This window comes from Carboxydothermus ferrireducens DSM 11255, from assembly GCF_000427565.1.
Taxonomy (GTDB): domain Bacteria; phylum Bacillota; class Z-2901; order Carboxydothermales; family Carboxydothermaceae; genus Carboxydothermus; species Carboxydothermus hydrogenoformans.
This window is the reverse complement of sequence record NZ_KE386561.1, coordinates 20,874-43,456: the sequence shown is the minus strand read 5'-3', so window position 1 is coordinate 43,456 and position 22,583 is coordinate 20,874. Positions and strand designations below refer to the sequence as shown.

Annotated in this window: 22 protein-coding genes; 2 read left to right on the top strand and 20 right to left on the bottom strand. The window is 39.8% G+C overall.

Annotated features, from left to right (window positions below):
- Positions 1-12 precede the first annotated feature (12 nt).
- The gene (locus CARFE_RS0112730) at positions 13-1,386 is read left to right on the top strand and encodes an aspartate aminotransferase family protein (protein WP_051250322.1); all 1,374 of its coding nucleotides are present in this window, start codon (positions 13-15) and stop codon (positions 1,384-1,386) included.
- Here the strand turns inward: CARFE_RS0112730 and CARFE_RS0112725 are convergent.
- The 20 genes from CARFE_RS0112725 to pta all read right to left on the bottom strand — a co-directional run bounded on the left by CARFE_RS0112725 (position 1,376) and on the right by pta (position 21,607).
- Positions 1,376-2,548 carry a class I SAM-dependent rRNA methyltransferase gene (locus tag CARFE_RS0112725; protein ID WP_028053008.1) on the bottom strand — a complete coding sequence of 391 codons (1,173 nt, stop codon included), beginning with the start codon at positions 2,546-2,548 and terminating at the stop codon, positions 1,376-1,378. The two genes, CARFE_RS0112730 and CARFE_RS0112725, sit on opposite strands and share 11 nt — an antisense overlap.
- A 5-nt stretch (positions 2,549-2,553) precedes the next feature.
- Entirely contained in the window at positions 2,554-3,852 is a 1,299-nt protein-coding gene (locus tag CARFE_RS0112720; protein ID WP_245570799.1) for an amidohydrolase, read from the bottom strand.
- 9 nt (positions 3,853-3,861) lie between these two features.
- Entirely contained in the window at positions 3,862-4,494 is a 633-nt protein-coding gene (locus CARFE_RS0112715; RefSeq protein WP_028053006.1) for a class II aldolase/adducin family protein, read from the bottom strand.
- 15 nt (positions 4,495-4,509) lie between these two features.
- On the bottom strand, positions 4,510-5,745 hold the full coding sequence (locus tag CARFE_RS0112710) for an adenosylhomocysteinase (RefSeq protein ID WP_028053005.1): 1,236 nt from the start codon (positions 5,743-5,745) through the stop codon (positions 4,510-4,512).
- 26 nt (positions 5,746-5,771) lie between these two features.
- Positions 5,772-6,569, bottom strand: a complete 798-nt coding sequence (mtnP, locus tag CARFE_RS0112705) for an S-methyl-5'-thioadenosine phosphorylase (protein WP_028053004.1) — start codon at positions 6,567-6,569, stop codon at positions 5,772-5,774.
- Positions 6,570-6,595: 26 nt separating this feature from the next.
- Complete coding sequence (gene ftsY / locus CARFE_RS0112700) at positions 6,596-7,507, bottom strand: signal recognition particle-docking protein FtsY (protein ID WP_011344349.1); 912 nt, start codon at positions 7,505-7,507, stop codon at positions 6,596-6,598.
- Between the two features lie 33 nt (positions 7,508-7,540).
- Positions 7,541-11,098, bottom strand: a complete 3,558-nt coding sequence (smc, locus tag CARFE_RS0112695) for a chromosome segregation protein SMC (protein WP_028053003.1) — start codon at positions 11,096-11,098, stop codon at positions 7,541-7,543.
- Position 11,099: 1 nt separating this feature from the next.
- Positions 11,100-11,807, bottom strand: coding sequence for a ribonuclease III (gene rnc / locus CARFE_RS0112690; protein ID WP_028053002.1), 708 nt, complete (start codon positions 11,805-11,807; stop codon positions 11,100-11,102).
- 4 nt (positions 11,808-11,811) lie between these two features.
- Positions 11,812-13,050, bottom strand: coding sequence for a beta-ketoacyl-ACP synthase II (fabF, locus tag CARFE_RS0112685; protein ID WP_028053001.1), 1,239 nt, complete (start codon positions 13,048-13,050; stop codon positions 11,812-11,814).
- A 53-nt stretch (positions 13,051-13,103) separates the two neighbouring features.
- Positions 13,104-13,337, bottom strand: coding sequence for an acyl carrier protein (locus CARFE_RS0112680; RefSeq protein WP_011344353.1), 234 nt, complete (start codon positions 13,335-13,337; stop codon positions 13,104-13,106).
- A 15-nt stretch (positions 13,338-13,352) separates the two neighbouring features.
- The gene (gene fabG / locus CARFE_RS0112675; RefSeq protein WP_028053000.1) at positions 13,353-14,096 is read right to left on the bottom strand and encodes a 3-oxoacyl-[acyl-carrier-protein] reductase; all 744 of its coding nucleotides are present in this window, start codon (positions 14,094-14,096) and stop codon (positions 13,353-13,355) included.
- Between the two features lies 1 nt (position 14,097).
- Entirely contained in the window at positions 14,098-15,036 is a 939-nt protein-coding gene (fabD, locus tag CARFE_RS0112670) for an ACP S-malonyltransferase (RefSeq protein ID WP_028052999.1), read from the bottom strand.
- Positions 15,029-15,973 (bottom strand): enoyl-[acyl-carrier-protein] reductase FabK, encoded by a 945-nt coding sequence (gene fabK, locus CARFE_RS0112665; RefSeq protein WP_028052998.1) that lies wholly within the window; start codon positions 15,971-15,973, stop codon positions 15,029-15,031. Before fabK ends, fabD begins: the two co-directional genes overlap by 8 nt.
- Positions 15,974-15,985: 12 nt before the next feature.
- Positions 15,986-16,978: a beta-ketoacyl-ACP synthase III gene (locus tag CARFE_RS0112660; protein ID WP_028052997.1), complete on the bottom strand. Its 993-nt coding sequence runs from the start codon at positions 16,976-16,978 to the stop codon at positions 15,986-15,988.
- Complete coding sequence (gene plsX / locus CARFE_RS0112655) at positions 16,962-17,948, bottom strand: phosphate acyltransferase PlsX (RefSeq protein ID WP_245570803.1); 987 nt, start codon at positions 17,946-17,948, stop codon at positions 16,962-16,964. Before plsX ends, CARFE_RS0112660 begins: the two co-directional genes overlap by 17 nt.
- Positions 17,949-17,956: 8 nt before the next feature.
- Positions 17,957-18,517 carry a transcription factor FapR gene (gene fapR, locus CARFE_RS0112650; protein WP_028052995.1) on the bottom strand — a complete coding sequence of 187 codons (561 nt, stop codon included), beginning with the start codon at positions 18,515-18,517 and terminating at the stop codon, positions 17,957-17,959.
- A 102-nt stretch (positions 18,518-18,619) separates the two neighbouring features.
- Entirely contained in the window at positions 18,620-18,796 is a 177-nt protein-coding gene (gene rpmF / locus CARFE_RS0112645) for a 50S ribosomal protein L32 (protein WP_028052994.1), read from the bottom strand.
- Between the two features lie 3 nt (positions 18,797-18,799).
- The gene (locus CARFE_RS15800) at positions 18,800-19,300 is read right to left on the bottom strand and encodes a YceD family protein (RefSeq protein WP_051250321.1); all 501 of its coding nucleotides are present in this window, start codon (positions 19,298-19,300) and stop codon (positions 18,800-18,802) included.
- A gap of 60 nt (positions 19,301-19,360) precedes the next feature.
- Entirely contained in the window at positions 19,361-20,557 is a 1,197-nt protein-coding gene (locus CARFE_RS0112635) for an acetate/propionate family kinase (protein WP_028052993.1), read from the bottom strand.
- A 45-nt stretch (positions 20,558-20,602) separates the two neighbouring features.
- Positions 20,603-21,607: a phosphate acetyltransferase gene (gene pta / locus CARFE_RS0112630; RefSeq protein WP_028052992.1), complete on the bottom strand. Its 1,005-nt coding sequence runs from the start codon at positions 21,605-21,607 to the stop codon at positions 20,603-20,605.
- A gap of 137 nt (positions 21,608-21,744) precedes the next feature.
- On the opposite strand from pta, the gene ylbJ reads away from it, so the two are divergent.
- A partial coding sequence (ylbJ, locus tag CARFE_RS15220; protein WP_084138952.1) for a sporulation integral membrane protein YlbJ occupies positions 21,745-22,583 on the top strand: 839 nt, incomplete at its 3' end.

The window sequence follows — 22,583 nt, the reverse complement described above, 5'->3', positions numbered from 1 at the left end:
GGAGGCAAGAAAATGGAACTTATTACCTTGGAGCAAGCTTTAACCTTAACCCGTCAGGATATCCGGGACCTCTACCGTGAGTACGTTAACGAAAGTTTAGCAACCCTTTTAAGTTTATTGGAATTTGATAAACAGTTTGTTAAAGCTAAGGGAACAAAAGTTTGGGACAATGAGGGAAATATTTATCTCGACTTTTTAGGAGGTTATGGTAGCTTAAACTTCGGTCACAATCCAGAGGAAATCTGGGAAGCGGTAAAAATGGTGGAAGAACTGCCCAATCTTTTGCAGGCCTCGATAGGTCAGTTAATTGGAGCAGCTGCCTACAATTTAGCAAAAATAACTCCTGGTAATTTAAAGCGGGTATTTTTTGGTAATTCTGGAGCAGAAGCTGTGGAAGGAGCGCTGAAGCTCGCCAGAATTTATACCGGGCGTCCGGGCATTGTTTATGCTCACAATTCTTTTCACGGAAAATCTTTTGGCGCCCTTTCCGTTACCGGTAGGCAAAAGTACCAAACACCTTTTACCCCCCTCTTACCCGAATGCTATCCCGTAACATACGGAGATTTAGACGAATTGGAGAATATCTTAAAATCTAAACCCATCGCAGCCTTTATTGTAGAACCGATTCAAGGTGAGGGTGGCGTTATTGTTCCTCCGCAAGGCTATTTAAAAAATGCATTAGAACTTTGCCATAAATACGGAGCGCTGTTAATAGTGGATGAAATCCAAACCGGTTTTGGTAGAACTGGCAAAGTCTTTGCGGTAGAATATGACGAAATTGTCCCCGATATCATGTGTGTGGCTAAATCCCTGGGCGGTGGAGTTATGCCTGTGGGTGCGTATATAACCACTGATACTATCTGGAAAAAAGCTTACGGGTCCACCGATAAAGCAACCCTGCATACTTCTACTTTTGGTGGAAATACTAAGGCAATGGCAGCAGTAATCAAAGCAATTGAACTTTTAGTGAAGTGGGATTTAGCAAAAAAAGCCAAAGAACTTGGGGATTACTTATTGAGCCAGTTAAGTTCACTGCAAACCTCCTATCCCCTGATTAAAGAAGTCCGAGGTAAAGGTCTTTTAATTGGGCTCGAATTCAACGAACCCCAGGGCTTATTAAATAAAATTCCCGGGCTAACAAATCTCGCCCGGGAGTATACCGGCAGCTTTGTCGCTGGACTGTTAATGAATAAGCACAGGATTATTACCGCATATACCCTGAATAATCCTAATGTAATTCGCTTAGAACCACCCCTTATTGTAGAAAAAGAAGAATTGGACAGGTTAATCTATGCTTTAAAGGATATTTTTGAAAGCCACAGTAGTTTTTTAGGGGTAGCATCGGCCAACCTTAAAACGGTTATCGGCTCCCTTTTTAAGAGATAACTTGTAAAATGAAAAACTTCAAATAATACGTTTCGGGTGAGGAGAGGAGCATCGGGTGATCTTTAGCTTGCCGCCGGGCTTCAATAATCCTCACTCTTTTTTTGGCATCAAACGCCGCCTCAGAAATCACATTCCAGAATAAATCTTCGGTTAAATGATACGAACAGGAACTGGTGACTAAAATACCCCCTTCATTTAAAAGCTTTAAGGCCCTTAGATTTATCTCTTTATAACCCCTTATGGCACCAGGTAAAGCTTCTTTACTTTTGGTAAAGGCAGGAGGATCTAAAATTACAATATCGAAATTTGCTCTATTCTTTTCCAGTTCGCGCAGGTAGTCAAAACAGTTCGCCTCGATAAAGAAAATTTTATCCTGAAATCCGTTTAATACAGCATTTTCCTGGGCCCGGGTTATCGCCTCGGAAGAAATATCTACCCCAATTACTTCTTTTGCTCCAAACCCGGCAGCATAAACGGAAAAAGCTCCCGTATGACAAAAACAATCCAGTACTTTTTTTCCACGGAAAAAAGGTTTTAAAGCTAAACGATTTTCTCTCTGGTCCAAAAAATAACCGGTTTTATGACCTTCTTTTATATTCACCGAAAATTTAAAGCCATTTTCGTTAATTACCACCAGTTCCGGTACTTCGCCAGCTAAGAGTCCGGTTGCAAGGGGTAATCCCTCCTTGGCCCGCACCGGAACATCGCTTCTTTCATAAATACCCTTGGGGTTTATAACTTCCATTAAGGCCTCAACAATTAACGGTTTTAATTTTTCAATACCATAAGTTAAACTCTGCAACACCAAGTAATCTCCAAAGCGGTCCACAATTAAACCGGGAATTTGATCGGCTTCTCCGTATATCAAACGGTAAGCATCGGTATTGGAAACTACCGAGGAACGATACTGATAAGCTTTAATTATTTTCTTTTTAATCCAGTCATAGTTTATTTCTTCGTCGTGAAAAGACATTATTCTTACCGCAATTTGAGAGTTACTATTATAATAACCAATTCCTACAAAACGGTTATTATGGTCCAAAACACGAACTAATTCCCCCGGAGAATACGGGTATTGAGCGGCTAATTCGGTTTTATAAATCCAGGGATGGCCTCTGTAAACCCGATGGTTTCTCCCTTTTGTTAGACGTACCGTTTGCACATTATCTACCCCGCAACTAATTTTAATCCGCGTTTGTTTGCTTCAAATTTAATTTTTTCCTCATCAAGGCGTGTTAGCTGTCTCTTTTCCATGATAACTTCCCCATCGACAATTACCGTATCCACATCGGCTCCTTTGGCCGAATAAGCAATTAAGTTAAAAATGTTATGCCTGGGATAAAAATTGGTTTCATTGGTATTAAGTAAAATTATATCGGCTTTATATCCTTCCTGAAGTAAACCAACTTCCGTTAACCCCAAGGCCCTGGCACCCAAACTCGTTGCCATTGCGATAGAAGTTTTGGCGTTTAAGGCTTCCGGATTCATGCTGCTTACTTTTTGTAAGTAAGAAGCCGTACGTAATTCTTCAATCATGTCCAGGTCATTGTTACTTGCAGCCCCATCAGTGCCCAATCCTACTAAAACCCCGGCTTCTAACATTTTTGCCACCGGAGCAATTCCCGATGCTAACTTCATATTGCTTTGGGGGTTATGAATGGCACCGACTTGATAACGTTTGAGAATCTGAATTTCCTCGTCATCAACATATACTAAGTGGGCTCCTATGGTTTTTACCTCAAATAAGCCTAAGCTTTCTAAATGTCTGACCGGCGTTGTTCCATATCTTTCCTTGATAATACTTATTTCATCTAAAGTTTCGCTAATATGGATGTTTATCGGAACATTTAATCTTTTTGCTTCCCAAATTACATCCTTTAAAAATTCTGGAGGACATGTATAGGGAGCATGAGGTGCCAATGCGGTAGTTATCCGACCATTGGCCTTCCCCTGCCACTTTTCAATAAAATCTACACTTTCCTTAAGTCCCTTTTCGCCGTTAGCCGGGTCTATAGCAACCATACCACGGCTTAATATAGCCCGAATACCGCTTTGTTCAACAGCATGAGCAACTTCATCCATGAAAAAATACATGTCGCAAAATGTAGTAGTTCCGCTCTTAATCATTTCCACTATTCCCAAAAGACTTCCCCAGTAAACATCTTCGCCGGTTAAGCGGCTTTCACTGGGCCAAATAACATTATTTAACCAGTCCATTAAAGGAAGGTCATCGGCTGCTCCCCGAAATAAGGTCATGGCTACATGCGTATGGCCATTAATTAAACCCGGTAAAGCTACTTTATTGCTCCCGTCAATTATTTTTAAATTTTCTTTTTCATTTACCTCAATATCTACACCGATTTTAGAAATCTTGTTTCCCTCAATTAAAATATCGTTTTCAACCGCTGCAAACTTCTTTAAGTCTAAAACCGTAGCATTTTTTATTAGGATTGTCAATTCGTTCACCATCCCCGGTTAAAAAAGTTTTTTTAGGTAATTAATTTCTTCCGAACTTAAAATATGTGGCCTACGTACCTTTAATGCCGCTAAATAAATTTCCGCACATTTTTCTACAATTCGACAAAGGTTAAAGCAGACATCAAGATTTTCTCCCATGGTAATAAGACCATTGTTGGCCAGCAAAAAAGCATTATTGGCAAAAGCCTTTTCCTTTATTTCTAACAAATAACTTTCAGAATCAATATAAACCGACTTAAGTAAAGGCACGTCTTTTCCAATAGACCGTACCATTTCCGGCAAAATAACCGGCAATGGTTCATGTAATACCGAAAGTGCAGTACAGTGTACGGGGTGAGCATGAATGATAGCACGGACATCCGGACGAACGTTATAAATTTGCCGGTGGAGTTTTAAATTAAATTTTGCTTGATTTTCTCCCTCTAAAATATTCCCCTCCATATCCACAATTAAGACGTCAAAGGTACTTAAGCAAGCCATATCTGGAGTAAGGGGAGTAATTACTACCACTTTCTCTTCCGGTATATACACACTCAAACTACCCCAGTTATAAAACATTAACCCGTACTGGCAAAGTTTTTGCGTTGTTCTAACTATCTTTTCCTTTAATTTTTCAACACTTAGCTTCATTTAAACCCCTTCTCTTTAACCAAATAAATATTCTTTTTGGTCATCGGTTAACTTGTCTATTTCGATATTAAGCGATTTTAATTTATATAGAGCAACTTTTTCATCAAGTTCGTTTGGTAAATTATAAACTTTAGGTAATAATTCATCATGTTTTTCCAAAAGATACAAAACCGCCAAGAGCTGTAATGAAAAAGAAAGATCCATAATTTCCGCCGGATGCCCTTGTCCCGCAGCCAAGTTTACCAAACGGCCTTCGGCAATAACGTTAAGCTGCCGGCCATCAGGGAGGATATAACCGGTTACCTTTGGCCTCACTTCGCGGATTTCCACTGCCATAGCTTTTAACTCATCGAGGTTGATTTCCACATTAAAATGACCGGCATTGGCAAGAATTGCACCGTTTTTCATTACTTCAAAATGTCTTCCCCGGAACACATCTTTGCAACCGGTAACTGTTATAAAGATATCTCCTATTTTAGCAGCGGTCAGCGAATCAGTAACTTCAAAACCATCCATATAGGCTTCTAAAGCACGAATGGGATTAACCTCTGTAACAATCACCCGCGCACCAAGTCCCCGGGCTTTTTGTGCTACACCTTTACCACACCAGCCGTACCCTGCAACCACAAGATTCTTTCCAGCAATTAATAAATTGGTAGTAGCCATGAGGGCCGTAAGAGATGATTCCCCGGTACCGTAACGATTATCAAACATATGCTTGGTTAAAGCATCATTTACCGCAATCATTGGAAATTTCAAGGCATTCTTTTTTTCCAGAATCCGCAAACGATGGACGCCCGTAGTTGTTTCTTCCGCACCACCAATTACGTTTAGCGCCAAATCCGGGCGAACATGATGTAAGATGTGAACCAGGTCTCCTCCGTCATCAATAATAATATCGGGCTTAATTTCTAAAGCTTTTATTAAATGTTCTTCGTACTCCGAAGGCGTAGCCCCATGCCAGGCAAAAACTTCTAAACCCTCTTCAACCAAGGCAGCAGCAATCTCATCCTGGGTTGAAAGTGGATTTGAGCCGGTCACGGCAACTTCTGCGCCAAGATCTCGCAAAATTAATGCAAGGTAAGCAGTTTTTGCCTCCAAATGGATACTCATCGTAATCTTTTTTCCGGACAAGGGTTTTTTCCCAAGCAATTCATTTTTTAAATAATTTAAAACCGGCATGTAATTTTTGACCCAATTAATTTTTTGCTGCCCTAAAGGAGCAAGCTTTCTATCCCTGATAATGCTCATAAAATTCTCCCCATTCCCCTGTTTTTTTATTTCCCTAACTGACTTTGACCACTCACTGCCCTCTGACACCAGCAGCTCCGGTCGGGATCAAGGTTCTCAATAGTTTTAGCAATAAGGTTCTTTAATTGTTCACTTTTAGCGGTCATCATTTCCACAACTTCTTCATGGGTTAAAGGATTAGGTGAAATACCAGCGGCATAGTTGGTCACTAAGGAAATTGAAGCATAACACATTTCGGCTTCCCTTGCTAACACAACTTCCGGAACGCTGGTCATTCCCACAAGGTCTCCACCTAATTTTGCAAACATTTTTATTTCCGCTGCCGTTTCAAAACGCGGGCCTTCGGTACAAACATAGGTACCCGCAGGATGTACGGTATATCCCAACTCTTTCGCAGCGTTATAAATAATTTTTCGCAATTCCGGGCAATATGGTTCGGTGACATCGGTATGAATTACGCCTCGTTCGCCCCCATCATAAAAGGTATAAATGCGGTTTTTCGTAAAATCAAGAAACTGGTCAATCAAAACAAAATCACCACCTTTCATATTTAAATTCAACGAACCAACGGCAGTCGTTGCAATAATTTGCTTAACTCCCAGCGTTTTCAACCCCCAGATATTGGCCCGGTAATTAATAAGGTGGGGTGGAACCGTATGGCCAGCTCCATGGCGTGGAAGAAATGCCACCCTTTTACCTGAAAGTTCGCCTATCGTAACTTCAATATCGCCATAAGGCGTAGCTACTTTTTCTCTGGAAAGATTATTTAACATCTTCGGGTCATAAACACCGGTACCACCAATTACTGCAATTTTTACAGACATTGGAATTCCTCCCTGCGGTTTATTTTTTAAGATGAAAATAACGCTTCAACAAATTCTTGGGGGTCAAAGGGTCTTAAATCATCCATTTTTTCCCCAACCCCAATAAATTTTATTGGAATTTGATAACTACTTTTAATCCCTATAATTACACCGCCTTTAGCTGTTCCATCCAGTTTTGTTAAAACCAGACCGGTCAAATCCAGGGCTTTATTAAAATACTCCACTTGACTTAAAGCATTCTGTCCGGTAGTGGCATCCAAAACTAATAAAACTTCATCAGGAGCCCCCGGTAACTCCCTTTCTATTACTCTTTTTACTTTTCTTAGTTCTTCCATTAAGTTTGTTTTTGTATGAAGCCTACCAGCGGTATCAATAATTAATACATCTATTTTTCGGGCAATGGCCGCCTTAACTGCATCAAAAGCCACCGCTGCCGGATCCGAACCTTCTTTTTGTTTTATCACCGGACATCCTACTTTATTACCCCAGATTTCCAATTGCTCTATGGCAGCAGCCCTAAAAGTATCGCCAGCTGCTAACAATACCTGCTTTCCTTGTTGCTTGAAGTAGTAAGCTAATTTCCCGATAGTGGTAGTTTTACCTACACCATTTACCCCTACTACCAATATTACCAGGGGCGTTCTTGGGACATTCTTCAGTTTATTGTCTCCCGCTTCTAAAATTTTTAAGATTTCTTCTTTTAACACCTGCTTTAATTGCTCACTATCGGTAATCCGTCGTTCTCTTGCCGTTTTTCTTAGCTTTTCCACCAGCTCAAGACTTGGTTTAACACCCACGTCACCTTCAATCAATATTTCTTCCAGTTTTTCAAAAAGCTCCTCATCGACCGTCGACTTTTTGAAGACATCCTCAATTTTAGCTACGATGTTTTGCTTGGTTTTTATTAAACTCTCTTTTAAACGGTCAAAAAATCCCAAACTTCCTCACCTGCCATTACATTATCTTTTTTCTTACCCTGCTTTAATATTTTCCATGGGAAGCGAAAGAACTTTGGAACATCCATCTTGCATGCTAATGCCAATTAACTTTGCACAAACTTCCATACTTCCCCGCCGGTGGGTGATAAGGATCACCTGGTTTCTTTCCCCAATTTTTTTTAAGTAAGCAGCAAAACGCTGAACATTTGCTTCATCTAAAGCAGCATCAATTTCATCCAAAACGCAAAAAGGTGACGGTTTTAGATTAAACAGGGCAAAAAGCAAGGCTATTGAGGCCAGAGCCCTTTCGCCACCGGAAAGAAGCCCCAGAGGTTGGCGCTTTTTCCCTGGAAGCTCCACAATAATCTCAATTCCCTCTTTTTGATCTTCTCCAACAACTTTTTCTAAGGCAGCACGTCCTCCCCCAAATAGCTCTTTAAATACTAAGTCATACTCTTCGTTAAGTAACTTTAAAAACTCGTTAAACCTTTGCTCCATTTCTTCGGTTAATTGGCTTAAAAGTTTTTCTAATTGTTCTTTAGCCTCATTAAGATCATTTCTTTGCTGATTTAAAAAATTAATGCGTTCTTCCAATCGCTTAACTTCATCAATTACAAAAAGATTTACCGGGCCCAACCCCTGAATTTGATTGTAAAGCTCTTCAATTTCCCTTTCCTCAATATAAACCGGTTCTAATTTTAATACTTCCTCATCTTCCAACACTATATCGTATTTTTCATTTAATAACAACTTTAACCTGTTGATTTCCTGTAAAAGGTTGCGCTGTTCCGTTTCTAAACGCGAAATCTCGGCAAAATGTTTTTGTATTAGTTTTTGGGTTTTTGTCAGAGTCGTTTGCATTTCCGAAAGTTTATCCTTTAACTCCTCATGCTTATTTTTAACAGTTTTAAAATATTTTTTACTCACAGAAAGTAAATCCCCATGGACCGCTATCTTGCGCTCTAAAGTTAAAAAATCTTTTTTAAGATTTAAAATTTTATTTTTAAACTCTAAGGCTTTTTTAGCACTTACCTTCTGTCTTTCAAAGAGTTCTTTTTTTTGGAGACTTTTTTCATTTATAAGGTTAAAAATATTTTCCAGCGCCTTTTCTAATTGAACCTGCTGTAACGTTAGTTCTTGATAGTAATTTTGATTTTCATATATTAAATCATTGATTCTGGATATTTCCTTTTCAAGAAAAGCAATCTTTTCCTCTAATTTTTTCTTAAGAGAAATAATATTGTTGATTTGTTGTTCCCTATTTTCTTTTTCCACTAATAAATTTTTCTTTTCCCTATTATTTTTATCTAACTGCCCTTTTAGCTCAATTAACCTACTTTCTATTAAATTCCTTTTATTTTTGATAGTTTGTTCTTTTAAATCGGCCTCAGTTATCTGGGTTTCTATGTCGCTTAGCCTTTCTCCAGTTAATTTTATTGTTGCATCAATATCCTCCTGTTTTTTTAAAATTGCTCCTAATGCCTCTTCCACTTCATTATTCTTTTGTAAAAGCTCATCAACTTGTTTTTGAAGTAACTTTATTTCATTCTTTCTTTGTAAAACCGAAACAGTTTGATTAAAACTACCACCAATAATAATTCCACCTGGGAGCAGCAATTCTCCTTCAAGACTCACTACTTTATAACGATGTTTGGTCTTTTTCGCAATGATTAAGCAGGATTGATAATCCTTTCCTACCAGAACTTTACCTAAAAGGCTTTCGTAAGCTTTAGAAAGCTCTTGGGGAAAAGAAATTAAATCAAGGGCAGTACCTATAAAACCATCACTATCCGTTAAATTGCTGAAGTCACCTTTTAAACTTTCCGTTTCCAGCAAATCAAGGGCCAAAAAGGTTATTCTGCCGAGATTTTTTAATTTTAAGTATCTTATAATACCTTCTAAATCCCGAGAACTTTTCACAATAACATTTTTTATCCCCGCACCCAAAGCAGTTTCAACTGCTAATCGATATCTTTCATCAACTTCTAAAAACTCCCCAACAGTTCCTATGATATTTTCCGGATTAGGCAGTAAGCCACTTTTTTTTGCCTCAAATAAATTTTTTACGTCTTTTCCGTAACCTTCATAACTCTCTTCAAGCTTAGTTAATATTTGTAAGCGGGTAATATTTTCATTATATTTTTTCTCCAAAACCCTTTTTTCGTTTTGCAGGATTAAAATATTTTTGGCTAATAAATTCAATTCTTCTTCCAGTTTCTTTCGTTTATTTTTTAACACTTCCCGCTTTCTCAGATTTTCCTTTTTAAAATCGTTTAAGCTTCTCAGAGTATTTTCTATTTCACCAATTTCCCTATTTAGTTCATATATATCTTTTTCAAGCTTTAAAGAATCGTTAGTTAACCTTGTTAAGGAGTCAGAAATAAAATTAATTTCATTCCTTAACGACACTTCACGAAAATTTAACTCAAATTGTTCATCTTTACAATTTTCCAAGCTCTTCTTTAATTCCAAAAGTTTCTCTTCGTTTATCCCAAGCTTTTGCTTCTGCACTTTAAGATTTCTGATAATCTCCCTTTCTTTGGCTTTTAAATCCTTTACTTGTCTTTGGTACGAATTTAATTCTTGATTTATTTCAACAAGTTTCCTGCCATTTGCTTTAATCTGTTCTTTTAAGCTTTTAAGCTCCAACCAGAGGCGATTTTCTTCTTCTTGTTGATATTTTTTGCTGCTATCAAGTTTCTCCAAACAACTTTCTAAGTTTAAAACAATTTTCTGCAAGTTATCACAAAAAAGAGCTAAATTTCCTTCCTCGGAAAGAATCTTTGCAAAACTTGCTTCCAGGCGGTTAATCTGGTCCTGATACTTTTCAATAAGATTATGTAACAGGGTGACTTTTTCTTCGTTTTCCCGAACTTTATCCAGTAAATTTTTTATTTTTATTCCATAATAATTCTTTGCTTTAAAAGTAAGTTTTTCTTTTAATGTTAAATACGTTTTTGCTTTAATAACATCCTGTTCTTTAGCCTGTAATTGGTTAGTTAACTCGTTGGTCAGGTCATTAAGCCTGGTAATCCCGTTCTGAGTTTCCAACAGCTTTTTCTTCGCTTCCAACTCCCGCATCCGAAAGCGGTTAATTCCTGCAGCCTCTTCCAGATAGCTTCTTTTTTCTTCCGGTGACGAAAACAGAATCTCATCCACCTGGCCCTGACCGATAATGGCATAGCCATGCTTCCCAAGCCCAGTATCCACCAATAACTCATGAATGTCTTTAAGTCGGCAGGGAGATTTATTTATGTAAAATTCACTTTCTCCCGAACGAAAAAAGCGCCGCGTAATTGCTATCTCAGCGTAAGGCAAGGGAAAATGCTTATTACTGTTGTCTAAAATTAATGTTACCTCAGCCATTCCTACCGGTTTTCTTCCCTGCGAACCGGTAAAGATTACATCCTGCTGTCGCTCAGAACGTAAAATCTTTGTTTTTGTTTCTCCCAAAGCCCAGCGAATTGCTTCCGCAACGTTACTTTTACCGCTGCCGTTTGGTCCCACGATACCCGTTATCGAAGGTTCAAAAGTTATTTCCGTTTTTTCACCAAAGGATTTAAAACCCTGGATAACTACTTTCTTTAACACATCAAACCTCCTTCTCGTTTTTTAAAAGCTCCAGGGCCTTTTTAGCGGCTTCCTGTTCAGCTTCTTTTTTTGATTTTCCCCTACCCGTAGCAATCAGCTTATCGTTAATAATAACTCCAGCGGTAAAAATTTTTTGGTGGGGAGGACCTTCTTCCAGTAAAATTTCGTACCGCAAAACGTTATTTTTTTCTTTCTGCAATAGTTCTTGCAAAGTGGTTTTTTCATCTTTGGGTAATTGTTCAAGGTTTTCTGGCTTTAGTTTTTCTCCGTAAAGCCTGGTAATAAAACTAAAGGCAGCTTCGATTCCACAATCAAAATAAACTGCTCCAATTACCGCTTCTACTGCATTAGCTAAATTCGACATCCTTTGGTTTCCTCCTGCTTTAAATTCCCCTTTTCCCAGACGCAAAAATTTATCGAGATTAATTTTAAAAGCAAGCTCGTACAACGATTCAGCACAAACCAGGCGGGAACGAAGTTTTGTTAAGTCTCCCTCACTTTTTTGGGGAAAGGTTCGAAATAAATAATCACTAACAAAAAGTTCCAAAACGGCATCTCCCAAAAATTCAAGCCGTTCGTTATGCTCTATACCCTCTTCGGGATGTTCAAAAGCATAAGAAGGATGGGTTATGGCAGAAAGTAAAATACTGGGGTTATTAAAATTAAACCCCAGAATTTTTTCCAAGGACATTAAATTCTCTTTATCCATGATATCACCCGTTAAATTTCTTTACAATTAAACTTACATTATGACCGCCAAATCCTAATGAGTTAGAAAGGGCAGCTTTTACCACCGTATCCCGACCGGTATTGGGAACATAATCAAGATCTAATCCTTCCTCCGGTTCATCGCAATTTAAAGTTGGGGGAACTTGATTGAAAAATACTGCCAAAATCGAATAAATGGTTTCTATCCCCCCGGCCGCTCCTAACAAATGCCCCGTCATCGACTTCGTTGAGCTTACCATCAGCTTGTAAGCATGATCACCAAAAACCTTTTTTATTGCTAAAGTTTCTACTTTGTCATTTAAAGGCGTCGAAGTCCCGTGAGCATTAATGTAATCGATATCTTCGGGATTTAACCGAGCATCTTTTAGGGCTAACTCCATTGCTCGGGCGGCACCTTTTCCTTCAGGATCAGGAGCGGTGATATGGTATGCATCGCTCGTAACGCCATACCCCACAATCTCTCCATAAATCCGTGCTCCGCGGGCCAGGGCGTGTTCCAAAGTCTCTAATATCAAAATTCCGGCACCTTCACCCATAACAAACCCGTCCCGGTCTTTATCAAAAGGCCGGGAAGCTTTTTCCGGCTCGTCATTTCTCGTAGACATAGCTTTCATAGAACAAAACCCGGCAAAAGAGAGAGGAGTTATCGCTGCTTCCGCACCACCGGCAATGGCAACATCAACCTCGCCCCTTTGCAAACAGCGAAAAGCATCCCCCACCGCATTAGCTCCCGAAGCACACGCCGAAACAATCGTTTCATTGGGGCCGGTTAAGCCAAAGGTAATTGCTATCTGTCCCCCAGCCATGTTGGCAATCATCATAGGTACAAAAAAGGGACTGACACGGTCTGGCCCCTTCTCCCGTAAAATAGCAGCCTGCTCTTCCAGAGTTTTTATCCCACCAATTCCACTTCCAATAAATATTCCTGCTCTTTCAGGATTAATTTTACTGAGCTCAAGCCCCGCATCTTCGATTGCCAATTTAGTTGCCGCAACAGCAAACTGGGTAAAACGGTCCATGCGCCGGGCTTCTTTTTTATCAATAAATTTTAAAGGGTCAAAATCCCTAACTTCAGCAGCAATACGGGTTGCAAATCCAGTGGTATCAAAGGAAGTTACTTCTCTAACCCCCGATACTCCTTTCATTAAGTTATCCCAATTTTCTTTAATCCCAATACCAAGCGGGGAAATTAGACCCAAACCAGTAACTACAACCCTTTTCATTTTTTCACCTCTTTTAAAAAAGTCCCGGGAAACAATTCCGCGGGACTTTAAATTTAAACTCTCTCCTGAATATAGTTAACAGCATCCCCAACGGTGCGAATTTTTTCCGCATCTTCATCGGGTATCTCTAATTCAAACTCTTCTTCAAAAGCCATAATTAACTCCACAATGTCCAATGAATCCGCTCCAAGGTCGTCAATAAACGAGGCTTCCATAGTAACTTCATCTTCTTCGACTCCTAATTGATCCACGATTATTTTTTTAACCCGCTCAAACACTCCTGCCATAAATTCACCTCCTTCCTACATCACCATTCCGCCATCCACAACAATTGTTTGCCCAGTTATATAGCCTGCGCCTTCACTTGCCAGAAACAACACCGCCGCCGCCACATCATCGGGGGTACCCAGTCTTTCTGCAGGGATGGCGTTAAGCAAAGCTTCTTTTACTTTATCGTCTAATTTCTCGGTCATATCTGTTTTTATGTACCCGGGCGCAACGGCATTAACGGTTATTCCCCTGCTGGCAAGTTCCAAGGCCACGGCTTTGGTAAAGCCGATTATAGCGGCTTTACTTGCAGCATAATTGGCTTGACCGGCATTTCCTTTAATGCCAACCACCGAACTGATATTAATGATTCTTCCAAACCGCTGTTTTAGCATTATTTTGGCAGCTTCGCGGGTTACAAGAAAAGTTGAATATAAATTTGTTTTTATAACGGAGTCAAAGTCGTCATATGACATGCGTAAAAGAAGTTTATCTTTGGTAATACCCGCATTATTTACAACAATATCAATTTTGCCAAAAGTCGTTACTAATTCCTTAAAAATTCTCTCAACTTCTTCTTTTTGGCTGACATCACCTTTTACAAGAAGAACTTCTGCACCCTTACTTTCTAACTCCTCTTTTAACTGGGTGGCCAGCAAATCGTTATGAGCATAGTTTATTCCAACTTTTGCTCCTGCCAGAGCAAATCTTTCGGCTATTTTACGTCCGATACCGCGGCTTGCCCCAGTAACCAGGACAACTTTACCGCTAAAATTCATTTTATCCAACCTCCCCGGGGTTATCAAGTAAAAACCGCAAACTTTCAAGATTATTTACACTAAAAGTGGCAACAGGGACAATGCGCTTAATTAAGTTAGTTAATACCTTGCCAGGACCTATTTCAATAAATTTCGTAACTTCGGCCTTAGCCATTTCCAGCACCGACTGCTCCCATAAAACCGGAGAAGCCATTTGCTTAGAAAGTAAATCCTTTATTTTCACAGGGTCAGTTAAGATTTCAGCGGTAACATTACTGATAACCGGTACTTTAGGAGGTAAAAACTCAACCTTTTCTAAGTACTCCTGAAACTTTAACGCGGCAGCCCTCATCAGGGACGAATGAAAAGGTGCTGAAACCGGAAGTTCTACAATCTTTCGAGCCCCCACTTCCTTTAATTGGGTTTTTGTAAGCTCTTTTATTTTACTTTCACCGGCCAATACGTACTGGCCCCCACCGTTAAAGTTCACGATTTCCATGATACCATATTCCTGGAGTTTTTTTACCGTAGCCACAAGTTCTTCTTTTTCTATGCCCATAACCGCAAGCATTACCCCTTGCCCCAACGGAACAGCTTCCTGCATCAGTTTTCCCCTGACATGTACAAGTCTAACTGCATCGGCAAAATTTATTACTCCGGCAGCGGTAAGGGCAGTAAACTCTCCTAAACTATGACCGCCATAAATTTTAGCTTTTATTCCCTTTTCTTCTAAAGTTACATACAGAGCATAGCTTAAAGTTAAGATTGCCGGCTGGGTATTTTCGGTTTTATTGAGTTCCTCTTCGGGTCCTTCAAAAATAATTTTAGTTAGGTCATAACCTAAAATTTCATTGGCTAAATTAAAGTATTTTCGTACAACTGGTAGTTCATCATATAAATCTTTGCCCATACCAACATACTGGGAACCTTGACCGGGAAAAACAAAAGCAGTTTTACTCATCGAATTCCCTCACAATCCTTTTCATTATTTCTCTCGCCTCATGCATAATTTCTTCAATAATTTCCTTAACCGGTTTTATTTCTTTTATTAATCCGGCAATTTGTCCCGCCATCAGTGAACCTTCTTCTATATCCCCTTCCTGCATGCATCGCCTCAAACTTCCCGCACCAAGTTTTTCAAGTTCCTCGGGAGGAGCTCCTTTTTGTTCTAACTCCAAAAAACGCCGGGCAAGCTTATTTTTTATGACCCGCACAGGATGACCGGTCGAAGCCCCGGTAATAACCGTATCTCTGTCGCCGGCTTTAATTACCGCTTCTTTCACTGCTGGATGAATTTCCGTTTCTTCCGCACAAAGAAAACGGGTTCCAATTTGTACCGCTTGGGCTCCTAAGGCTAAAGCAGCAACCAATCCCCGACCATCAGCAATTCCACCGGCTGCAACTACCGGAATCGAAACATTATCTACAACTTGCGGTACCAGGGCCATGGTGGTAAGTTCTCCTATATGTCCCCCCGATTCATGACCCTCAGCTATCACCGCATCCACTCCCGTTTTTTCCAGGCGCTTTGCCAAGGCCACCGAAGCCACCACTGGAATTATTTTTACGTTATTTTCCTTGAGTTTTTTTATATATTTGCCGGGATTGCCAGCACCGGTAGTTATCACCGGAACCCTTTCTTCAATGATTACTTCCATAACTTCATCTACATGGGGAGAAAGCAACATTACATTCACCCCAAAGGGTTTATCGGTAAGGTTTTTTACCTTCCGAACCTCCGCTAAAACCCATTCCGCCGGTGCATTACCCGCACCTATAATCCCAAGGCCACCGGCATTGGAAACCGCTGCTGCTAAGCGCGCGGTTGCCACCCAGGCCATTCCCCCCTGGATAATGGGATACTTTATCTTTAAAAGTTCCGTAATCTTCGTCTTCAATTTATCGCCCCCCTAATATTCCATAATTAAACCGCCCCAGGCAAGCCCCGCTCCAAAACCACTGAGTAAGAGCTTATCACCTTTCTTTAGTTTTCCCGCATGAATAGCTTCATCCAATGCTATTGGTATAGACGCCGCCGAGGTATTTCCGTAAAGCTCGATATTAATAAAGGTCTTTTCAATATCTAAAGCTAAACGTTCCAAAGAGTTAACAATTATTCGACGATTGGCTTGGTGAAATAAATATAAATCAATATCGTCCGGTTGTAATTTGGCTTTTTCAAGTAAACCGTTTACCGACTCTTCAATTTTCTTTACAGCAAATTTAAAAACTTCACTTCCATTCATTTTAATAAAATGGAGCCTTTTTTCGACAGTTTCTGCTGATGCTGGAAGTTTAGACCCACCGGCAGGCAATTTTAATAGCTCAGCACCGCTTCCGTCGGCTCCAAGTTCAAAGGCCAAAATCCCCGCTTTTTGAGGATTTACACCCAATATCACAGCACCTGCACCATCACCAAATAAAACTGCGGTACTTCTATCCTGCCAGTCAACTATTGCTGAAAGCTTTTCAGCGCCCACTACAAGTACCTTTTGCGGATACAGCACTTTAGTATATAAAGCCCCGGTAACTAAAGCATAAATAAACCCGGTGCAACCAATAGACAAATCAAAAGCCCCGGCATTGGTAGCCCCAATCTTTTCCTGCAACTGGGCCGCCGTTGCGGGAAAAATCATATCCGGAGTAGCGGTAGCCACAATTATTAAACCAATTTCCCCTGGTTCGATTTTTGCCCTCTGTATTGCCTTTTCTGAAGCATAGTACGCCATTGATAGGGTAGTTTCTTCCGGGGAGGCAATACGCCTTTCCCTGATTCCAGTTCGGGTTACTATCCATTCATCGGTAGTATCCAATCTTGACTCAAGCTCTTTGTTCGTTAAAACCTTTTCCGGCACATAATACCCTGTTCCTAAAATTTCAATGCCTTCAATCCTTCCAGACATTAAAATCCCCCTTTATCAATTCAGTTAAAAAACCGGATTCAACGGTCTTTGTCATTACTTTTAAACCATTGCGTACCGCCAGTCGCCGGGAGCGCCCGTGGGCAATAAAAACTATCCCGTTTACCCCCAAAAGCGGAGCACCGCCATATTCTGCATAATCAAGACGCTTTTTTATTTTTTGTAAAGACTCTCTTAAAATTAATCCCCCAAGACTCCCCCTTAAACCGGTAAAAACCTCATTTTTCAAAAGAACAAAAATACTTTCTGCCAGTCCTTCTCCAGTTTTAAGAACGATATTACCAACAAACCCATCGGCAACAATTATGTCCGCCACACCTCTAAAAATGTCCTTCCCTTCAATATTCCCTATAAAGCCAGAAATTTTTTCCTTTAAAATGGGAAAGGTCTTTTTTATCAGGTCATTACCTTTTCCTTCTTCTTCTCCGTTACTTAACAACGCCACCCGAGGATTTTTTATTTGGTACGCAGTTTTTAAATAAACCTGGGCCATGACCGCAAATTGAAAAAGGTTTTCAGGTTTGACATCAACGTTGGCACCAGCATCAATTAAAAACGTCTGCCCGGTCAGGGTGGGCAGCAGGGTAATAATTGCCGGTCGATCAATTCCGTTAATCTTACCCAAGCATAGCACCGCCGAAGCCATCACCGCTCCGGTATTGCCGGCAGAGAAAAAACCCTGAGCTACTCCTTCCCTTACTAATTGAAGACCTTTCCATACCGAGCTTTCCTTTTTCTTTATCGCAACTGTTGGTTTTTCTTCCATCGTTACAACTTCGTCGGCATTTATTATTTCAATATAACCAAGGGATTTTCCTTTTTTTGTTAATTCCTTTTTTATTTCATTTTCCCGACCAACTAAGACAATTTTCTCTCCGGTTTCTTCAACAAAATCCTGGACCCCTAAAACTATTTCCCGGGGAGCATAATCTCCCCCCATGGCGTCAACCACTAACAATCCTAACCCTCCCTTGAAATTTTAAAAACCACAAATCTTCCAACATAAACAATTTCATTTTCTACATTGCCCACAACTTTTATGTAATATTTATTTTGTTTTTTTACCCGAACCACCGCGGTAGCAATAACCTTTTGACCCAAATATGTCGGTTTTTTAAAGCTCACCCGGGCAATCCCCGTCAAGACATTTTTACCCGGACACAAAGCAACTGCCAGAGAGTTTGCCTGGGCAAAAAGAAAGTGTCCGCGAGCAATATTTCCATCCTTAAAGCACATTTCCGGTGTAATTTCCAACATTGATGCCGCCTTTTCTCCCGGTTCTAATAAAAGCAACCGTCCAATAATATCCTCTTTGGCAAGCGATGTTAAATTTTGATAAGCTCGTTGCGCCATCATTTCAATACGTTCCCGTTGTTCGGGGATGGCTAAAATCATCCGGTCCAAACGGATAGTTTGCACACTTACCCCTAAAGTTGCTGCCAATTGTTCATCAGTCAAAAAAGGGTTTTTTTCAATTATTTCCAGTAATTTTTTTCTTCTCGCTTCCGGAGACTTACTCATTTAACACCACCTATTATTACCTGCTACTATATAATAGTTTAACTTATCCCCGATTGTCTTGCAAGTAAAAAAAAATCTCCAGTTGCAACTGGAGATTTTTGACTATTCCATATTCACAACCTGCCGGCCATCATAATACCCGCAGCTTTTACACACCCGATGAGGTATCATTAATTGATGGCAGTGGGGACAGCTTACAAGTTTAGGAGCAGCAATCTTCCACTGCGAACGCCGTTTATTTTTTCTTGCCTTTGACACCCGTCTTTTTGGTACTCCCATACCTTACACCCCCTTTTGCTTTTCTAAGAGCTGTTTTAACGGCAACAGCCGAATATCGATTTCTTCCTGGGTACAGCTGCATTCCCGCTCATTTAAATTTTCACCACAAACCGGGCACAGGCCTTTACAATCATGATGGCAAACAGGTTTCAAAGGTAAATTTAATACCGTTTCTTCAAAAACCAGTTCATCAAGATTTATTTTAAAATCAACCAGAGCATAACTATCTTCATCGGCAACTAACTTATATAAACGTTCCACAAAAAGATCAATTTTTAGCTCGATATTGCTAAGACAAAGGCTACAGTTGGTATGAACTTCCCCGGTTATTCTCCCTTTTAAATAAAAACCATCATTGGTATTTTGCACGGTGCCGGTAATTAAAAAAGGCTTATCGCTGGTAAAATTACCAAAGCCCTCTCCCAGCGTTTCAAGATTAATTTTTTCGGCAAACTCCAGCACGACATTTTTGTCATTTTTTATGGAAGTTAAATCTAAGTACATCTTTAAAACCCCCAATAACAAGTAACATTATAACCGGGGTAAAAAATACTGTCAACTATTTTACTTGTTAGCTACCAGTTCAAGGGTTTCTTTAGCGATCATCAATTCTTCATTGGTTGGAATTACCATGATTTTCACTTTAGAATCCGGCTTAGAAATTATTGCTTCCTTACCTCTTATTTTATTTTTCTCTTCATCAAGGGTTGCCCCGAGAAACTCCAAATATTTGCAAACCTCCTTGCGAACCACATCCGAATTCTCCCCCACACCTGCCGTAAAAACTATGGCATCAACGCCATTCATGGCAGCGGCATAAGCCCCAATGTATTTTGCTACCTGGTAACAAAACATTTCCAGAGCAAGCTTAGCTTTATCATCCCCGGCGGATGCCCTTTCCTCAATATCTCTAAAGTCGCTGTAGCCAGATATTCCTAAAACACCGCTCTTTTTATTTAAAATATCATTAACCTGAGCGGCCGACAATCCTTCCTTTTCTTGGATAAAGGTCACAATAGCTGGATCAATATTCCCCGAACGGGTTCCCATCATAAGACCCTCTAAAGGAGTAAAACCCATAGAAGTATCTATCGATTTCCCTTCTTTTACCGCCGCCACACTTGAACCATTTCCCAGGTGACAGGTAATTATTTTTAGTTCATTTAGTGGCTTTCCAAGGATTTCAGAAGCTTTATAGGCAACGTACTTGTGGGAAGTTCCGTGAAAACCATACCGTCTAATACCGTATTTTTCATACCAGTAATACGGTACACCGTAAAGGTACGCTTTCCTGGGCATGGTCTGATGAAAAGCCGTATCAAAAACACCCACCTGCGGAGTATTTGGCAGGAGTTTTTGACAAGCTCTTATGCCTAAAATATTTGGAGGGTTGTGCAAAGGAGCCAGGTTAACACATTCCTCAACAGCTTTAAGGATTTCTTCATTGATAATAACTGAGCCGGAAAATTTTTCTCCACCATGCACAATTCTGTGGCCAATCGCAGTAATTTCTTCTAAATTACGCAAAATGCCGTATTCTTCCCGTACTAACTCTTCTAAAACTGCATTAATTGCAACCTCATGATTGGCAAAAGGTTGTTCCTTTTTGATTTTTTCCCGGCCGGGAAGATCAATTATTAACCGCGAACCTTCTAACCCAATCCTTTCTACCAAGCCTTTTGCTAATACCGTTTCCTTCTCCATGTCCAGTAACTGATATTTAAGGGATGAACTACCGCAGTTTAGCACGAGTACTTTCACAAAATATGCCCCCTTTTACGAAAATTTAAAAGCGCCAAAGGCGCCTTAAATACCATAATATGATTGAACAGCAGTTATAGCTACCAAGTTTACAATTTCATCCACACTACAGCCCCGGGACAAATCATTTACCGGCTTGGCCATACCCTGCAATATTGGTCCGATCGCTTCTCCCCCAGACATTCTCTGAGCAAGTTTATATCCTATGTTTCCCGACTGCAAATCGGGGAATATCAAAACATTTGCTCGTCCGGCCACTTCACTTCCAGGAGCTTTCTGGGCACCTACCGCAGGGACAATTGCCGCATCTACCTGAAGTTCTCCTTCAATTTTTAAATCGGGTCGGAGACGATTGGCAATTCGTGCGGCCTCCCGCACTTTTTCAACCAGCTCATGTTCGGCACTTCCTTTAGTTGAAAAAGATAACAATCCCACATAAGGAGTTATTCCTAACAACTTTTGCGCAGTCATAGCTGATGCAATAGCAATTTCCGCTAACTGCTGGGAATTAGGATCGGGGTTAACAGCGCAATCGGCAAAAAGCATTATTCCATGCTCGCCAAATTGCGGATTAGGAATTACCATAATAAATGCTCCGGAAACAACTGAAAACTCCGGCTTGGTTTTTATTATTTGTAAGGCCGGACGTAAAACATTGGGGGTTGGACTTAATGATCCTGCCACTAAACCATCGGCATCTTCAGCTTTAACCATAAGCGTTGCATAGTAAAGGGGATCATTTATTAGTTCATACGCTTTTTCCAAGGTCATTCCCTTATTTTTTCTAAGTTCATACAAAAGATTAGCATATCTATCCCGGTTATTATCTTTTAACGGATCAATGATAGTAACTCCATTAAGATCCACATTTAAATTTTTTGCTCTTTCGGCAATTTCTTTTTCGTTGCCTAATAAAATTATTTTAGCTAATTGTTGATTGATAATTTCACTCGCAGCTTTAATAACACGATCATCTTTACTTTCCGGAAGTACAATTGTTCTTTTAAATTCTCGGGCTTTGCTTTTCACTTTTTCAATAAAATTTAACATAAAAAAGCCTCCCGACTTTTTTCAACATTATTTTTACCAATTTATTTATATCATACCCAATAAAGTTTTTCTATCCAAAATATTAAATTTTAAATTTTTTTATATTTCTTATATTTCAGACTCAGGAGTGAAAAGCTTTGTGGTTATTAGTAAGAAAAAATAAAGCCTGGTTATTATTTTTGTTTTTTCTTATTTTCATTTCAAACCCAATGGCAGTTTACCAGGGTGCAAAGTCCGGGGTAGACCTGTGGCTGCAAATCATCATTCCTACCTTACTTCCTTTTTTCATAGTAGCTGAACTTTTAAATAAAAACGATGTGTTTTTAATGCTTGGTTCCATTTTCGAGTTTATTTTAAGGCCTCTTTTCAACGTTCCGGGAGTTGCAGCCCTATCGATTGTTATGGGATTTATGTCCGGTTTCCCGGTAGGCAGCATTGTGGTTGCAAACCTTAGGGAGCAAAGGTTAATCACCCGGGAAGAAGGAGAACGGCTTTTAGCGTTCACCAATAACGTAAGTCCCCTTTTTCTTATATCAACCGTAGGCATAACATTGTTTAACAACCCCCTTTACGGTTCATTTTTGTTAATCGGCCATTACGGTGCAAGTATAACAATAGGTTTGATCTTGGGAATTGGTGCACGGAGAAAAAGAGAAATAAGTAAATCGACAAATTTTGCGATCATAACTTCTTCTTCCAATCTTCCATTCGGCAAAACTCTCCAGGAAGCCATTGAAACTGCTTTTCACAAAATATTTTTAGTAGGAGGCTTTATTATCTTTTTTGCTGTGGTAATATCGTTAGCCGAAAAAACTTTTTTACCAAATTCCGGAATAATAACAGCTCTTTTTGCTGGTTTCTTGGAAATTTCCAACGGAATAAAAAAAATTGCGGAGTTAAATTTCACTCCGCTAACAAAATTTATCTTAACGAGTTTTATTTTAAGTTTTGGAGGAATTTCAGTACTGGCCCAAAT

Bases quoted from the DNA above. Each gene is read 5' to 3' on its own strand.
- CARFE_RS0112660 (WP_028052997.1), bottom strand. From the start codon at position 16,978: ATGTCTGGAAGGATTGAAGGCATTGAAATTTTAGGAACAGGGTATTAT.
- mtnP (WP_028053004.1), bottom strand. From the start codon at position 6,569: ATGTCTGTAAAAATTGCAGTAATTGGTGGTACCGGTGTTTATGACCCG.
- fabD (WP_028052999.1), bottom strand. From the start codon at position 15,036: ATGAGTAAAACTGCTTTTGTTTTTCCCGGTCAAGGTTCCCAGTATGTT.
- fapR (WP_028052995.1), bottom strand. From the start codon at position 18,517: ATGAGTAAGTCTCCGGAAGCGAGAAGAAAAAAATTACTGGAAATAATT.
- fabF (WP_028053001.1), bottom strand. From the start codon at position 13,050: ATGAAAAGGGTTGTAGTTACTGGTTTGGGTCTAATTTCCCCGCTTGGT.
- fabG (WP_028053000.1), bottom strand. From the start codon at position 14,096: ATGAATTTTAGCGGTAAAGTTGTCCTGGTTACTGGGGCAAGCCGCGGT.
- CARFE_RS0112710 (WP_028053005.1), bottom strand. From the start codon at position 5,745: ATGAGCATTATCAGGGATAGAAAGCTTGCTCCTTTAGGGCAGCAAAAA.
- rnc (WP_028053002.1), bottom strand. From the start codon at position 11,807: ATGGATAAAGAGAATTTAATGTCCTTGGAAAAAATTCTGGGGTTTAAT.
- CARFE_RS0112730 (WP_051250322.1), top strand. From the start codon at position 13: ATGGAACTTATTACCTTGGAGCAAGCTTTAACCTTAACCCGTCAGGAT.
- CARFE_RS15800 (WP_051250321.1), bottom strand. From the start codon at position 19,300: ATGTACTTAGATTTAACTTCCATAAAAAATGACAAAAATGTCGTGCTG.
- CARFE_RS0112715 (WP_028053006.1), bottom strand. From the start codon at position 4,494: ATGAAGCTAAGTGTTGAAAAATTAAAGGAAAAGATAGTTAGAACAACG.
- pta (WP_028052992.1), bottom strand. From the start codon at position 21,607: ATGTTAAATTTTATTGAAAAAGTGAAAAGCAAAGCCCGAGAATTTAAA.
- CARFE_RS0112680 (WP_011344353.1), bottom strand. From the start codon at position 13,337: ATGGCAGGAGTGTTTGAGCGGGTTAAAAAAATAATCGTGGATCAATTA.
- rpmF (WP_028052994.1), bottom strand. From the start codon at position 18,796: ATGGGAGTACCAAAAAGACGGGTGTCAAAGGCAAGAAAAAATAAACGG.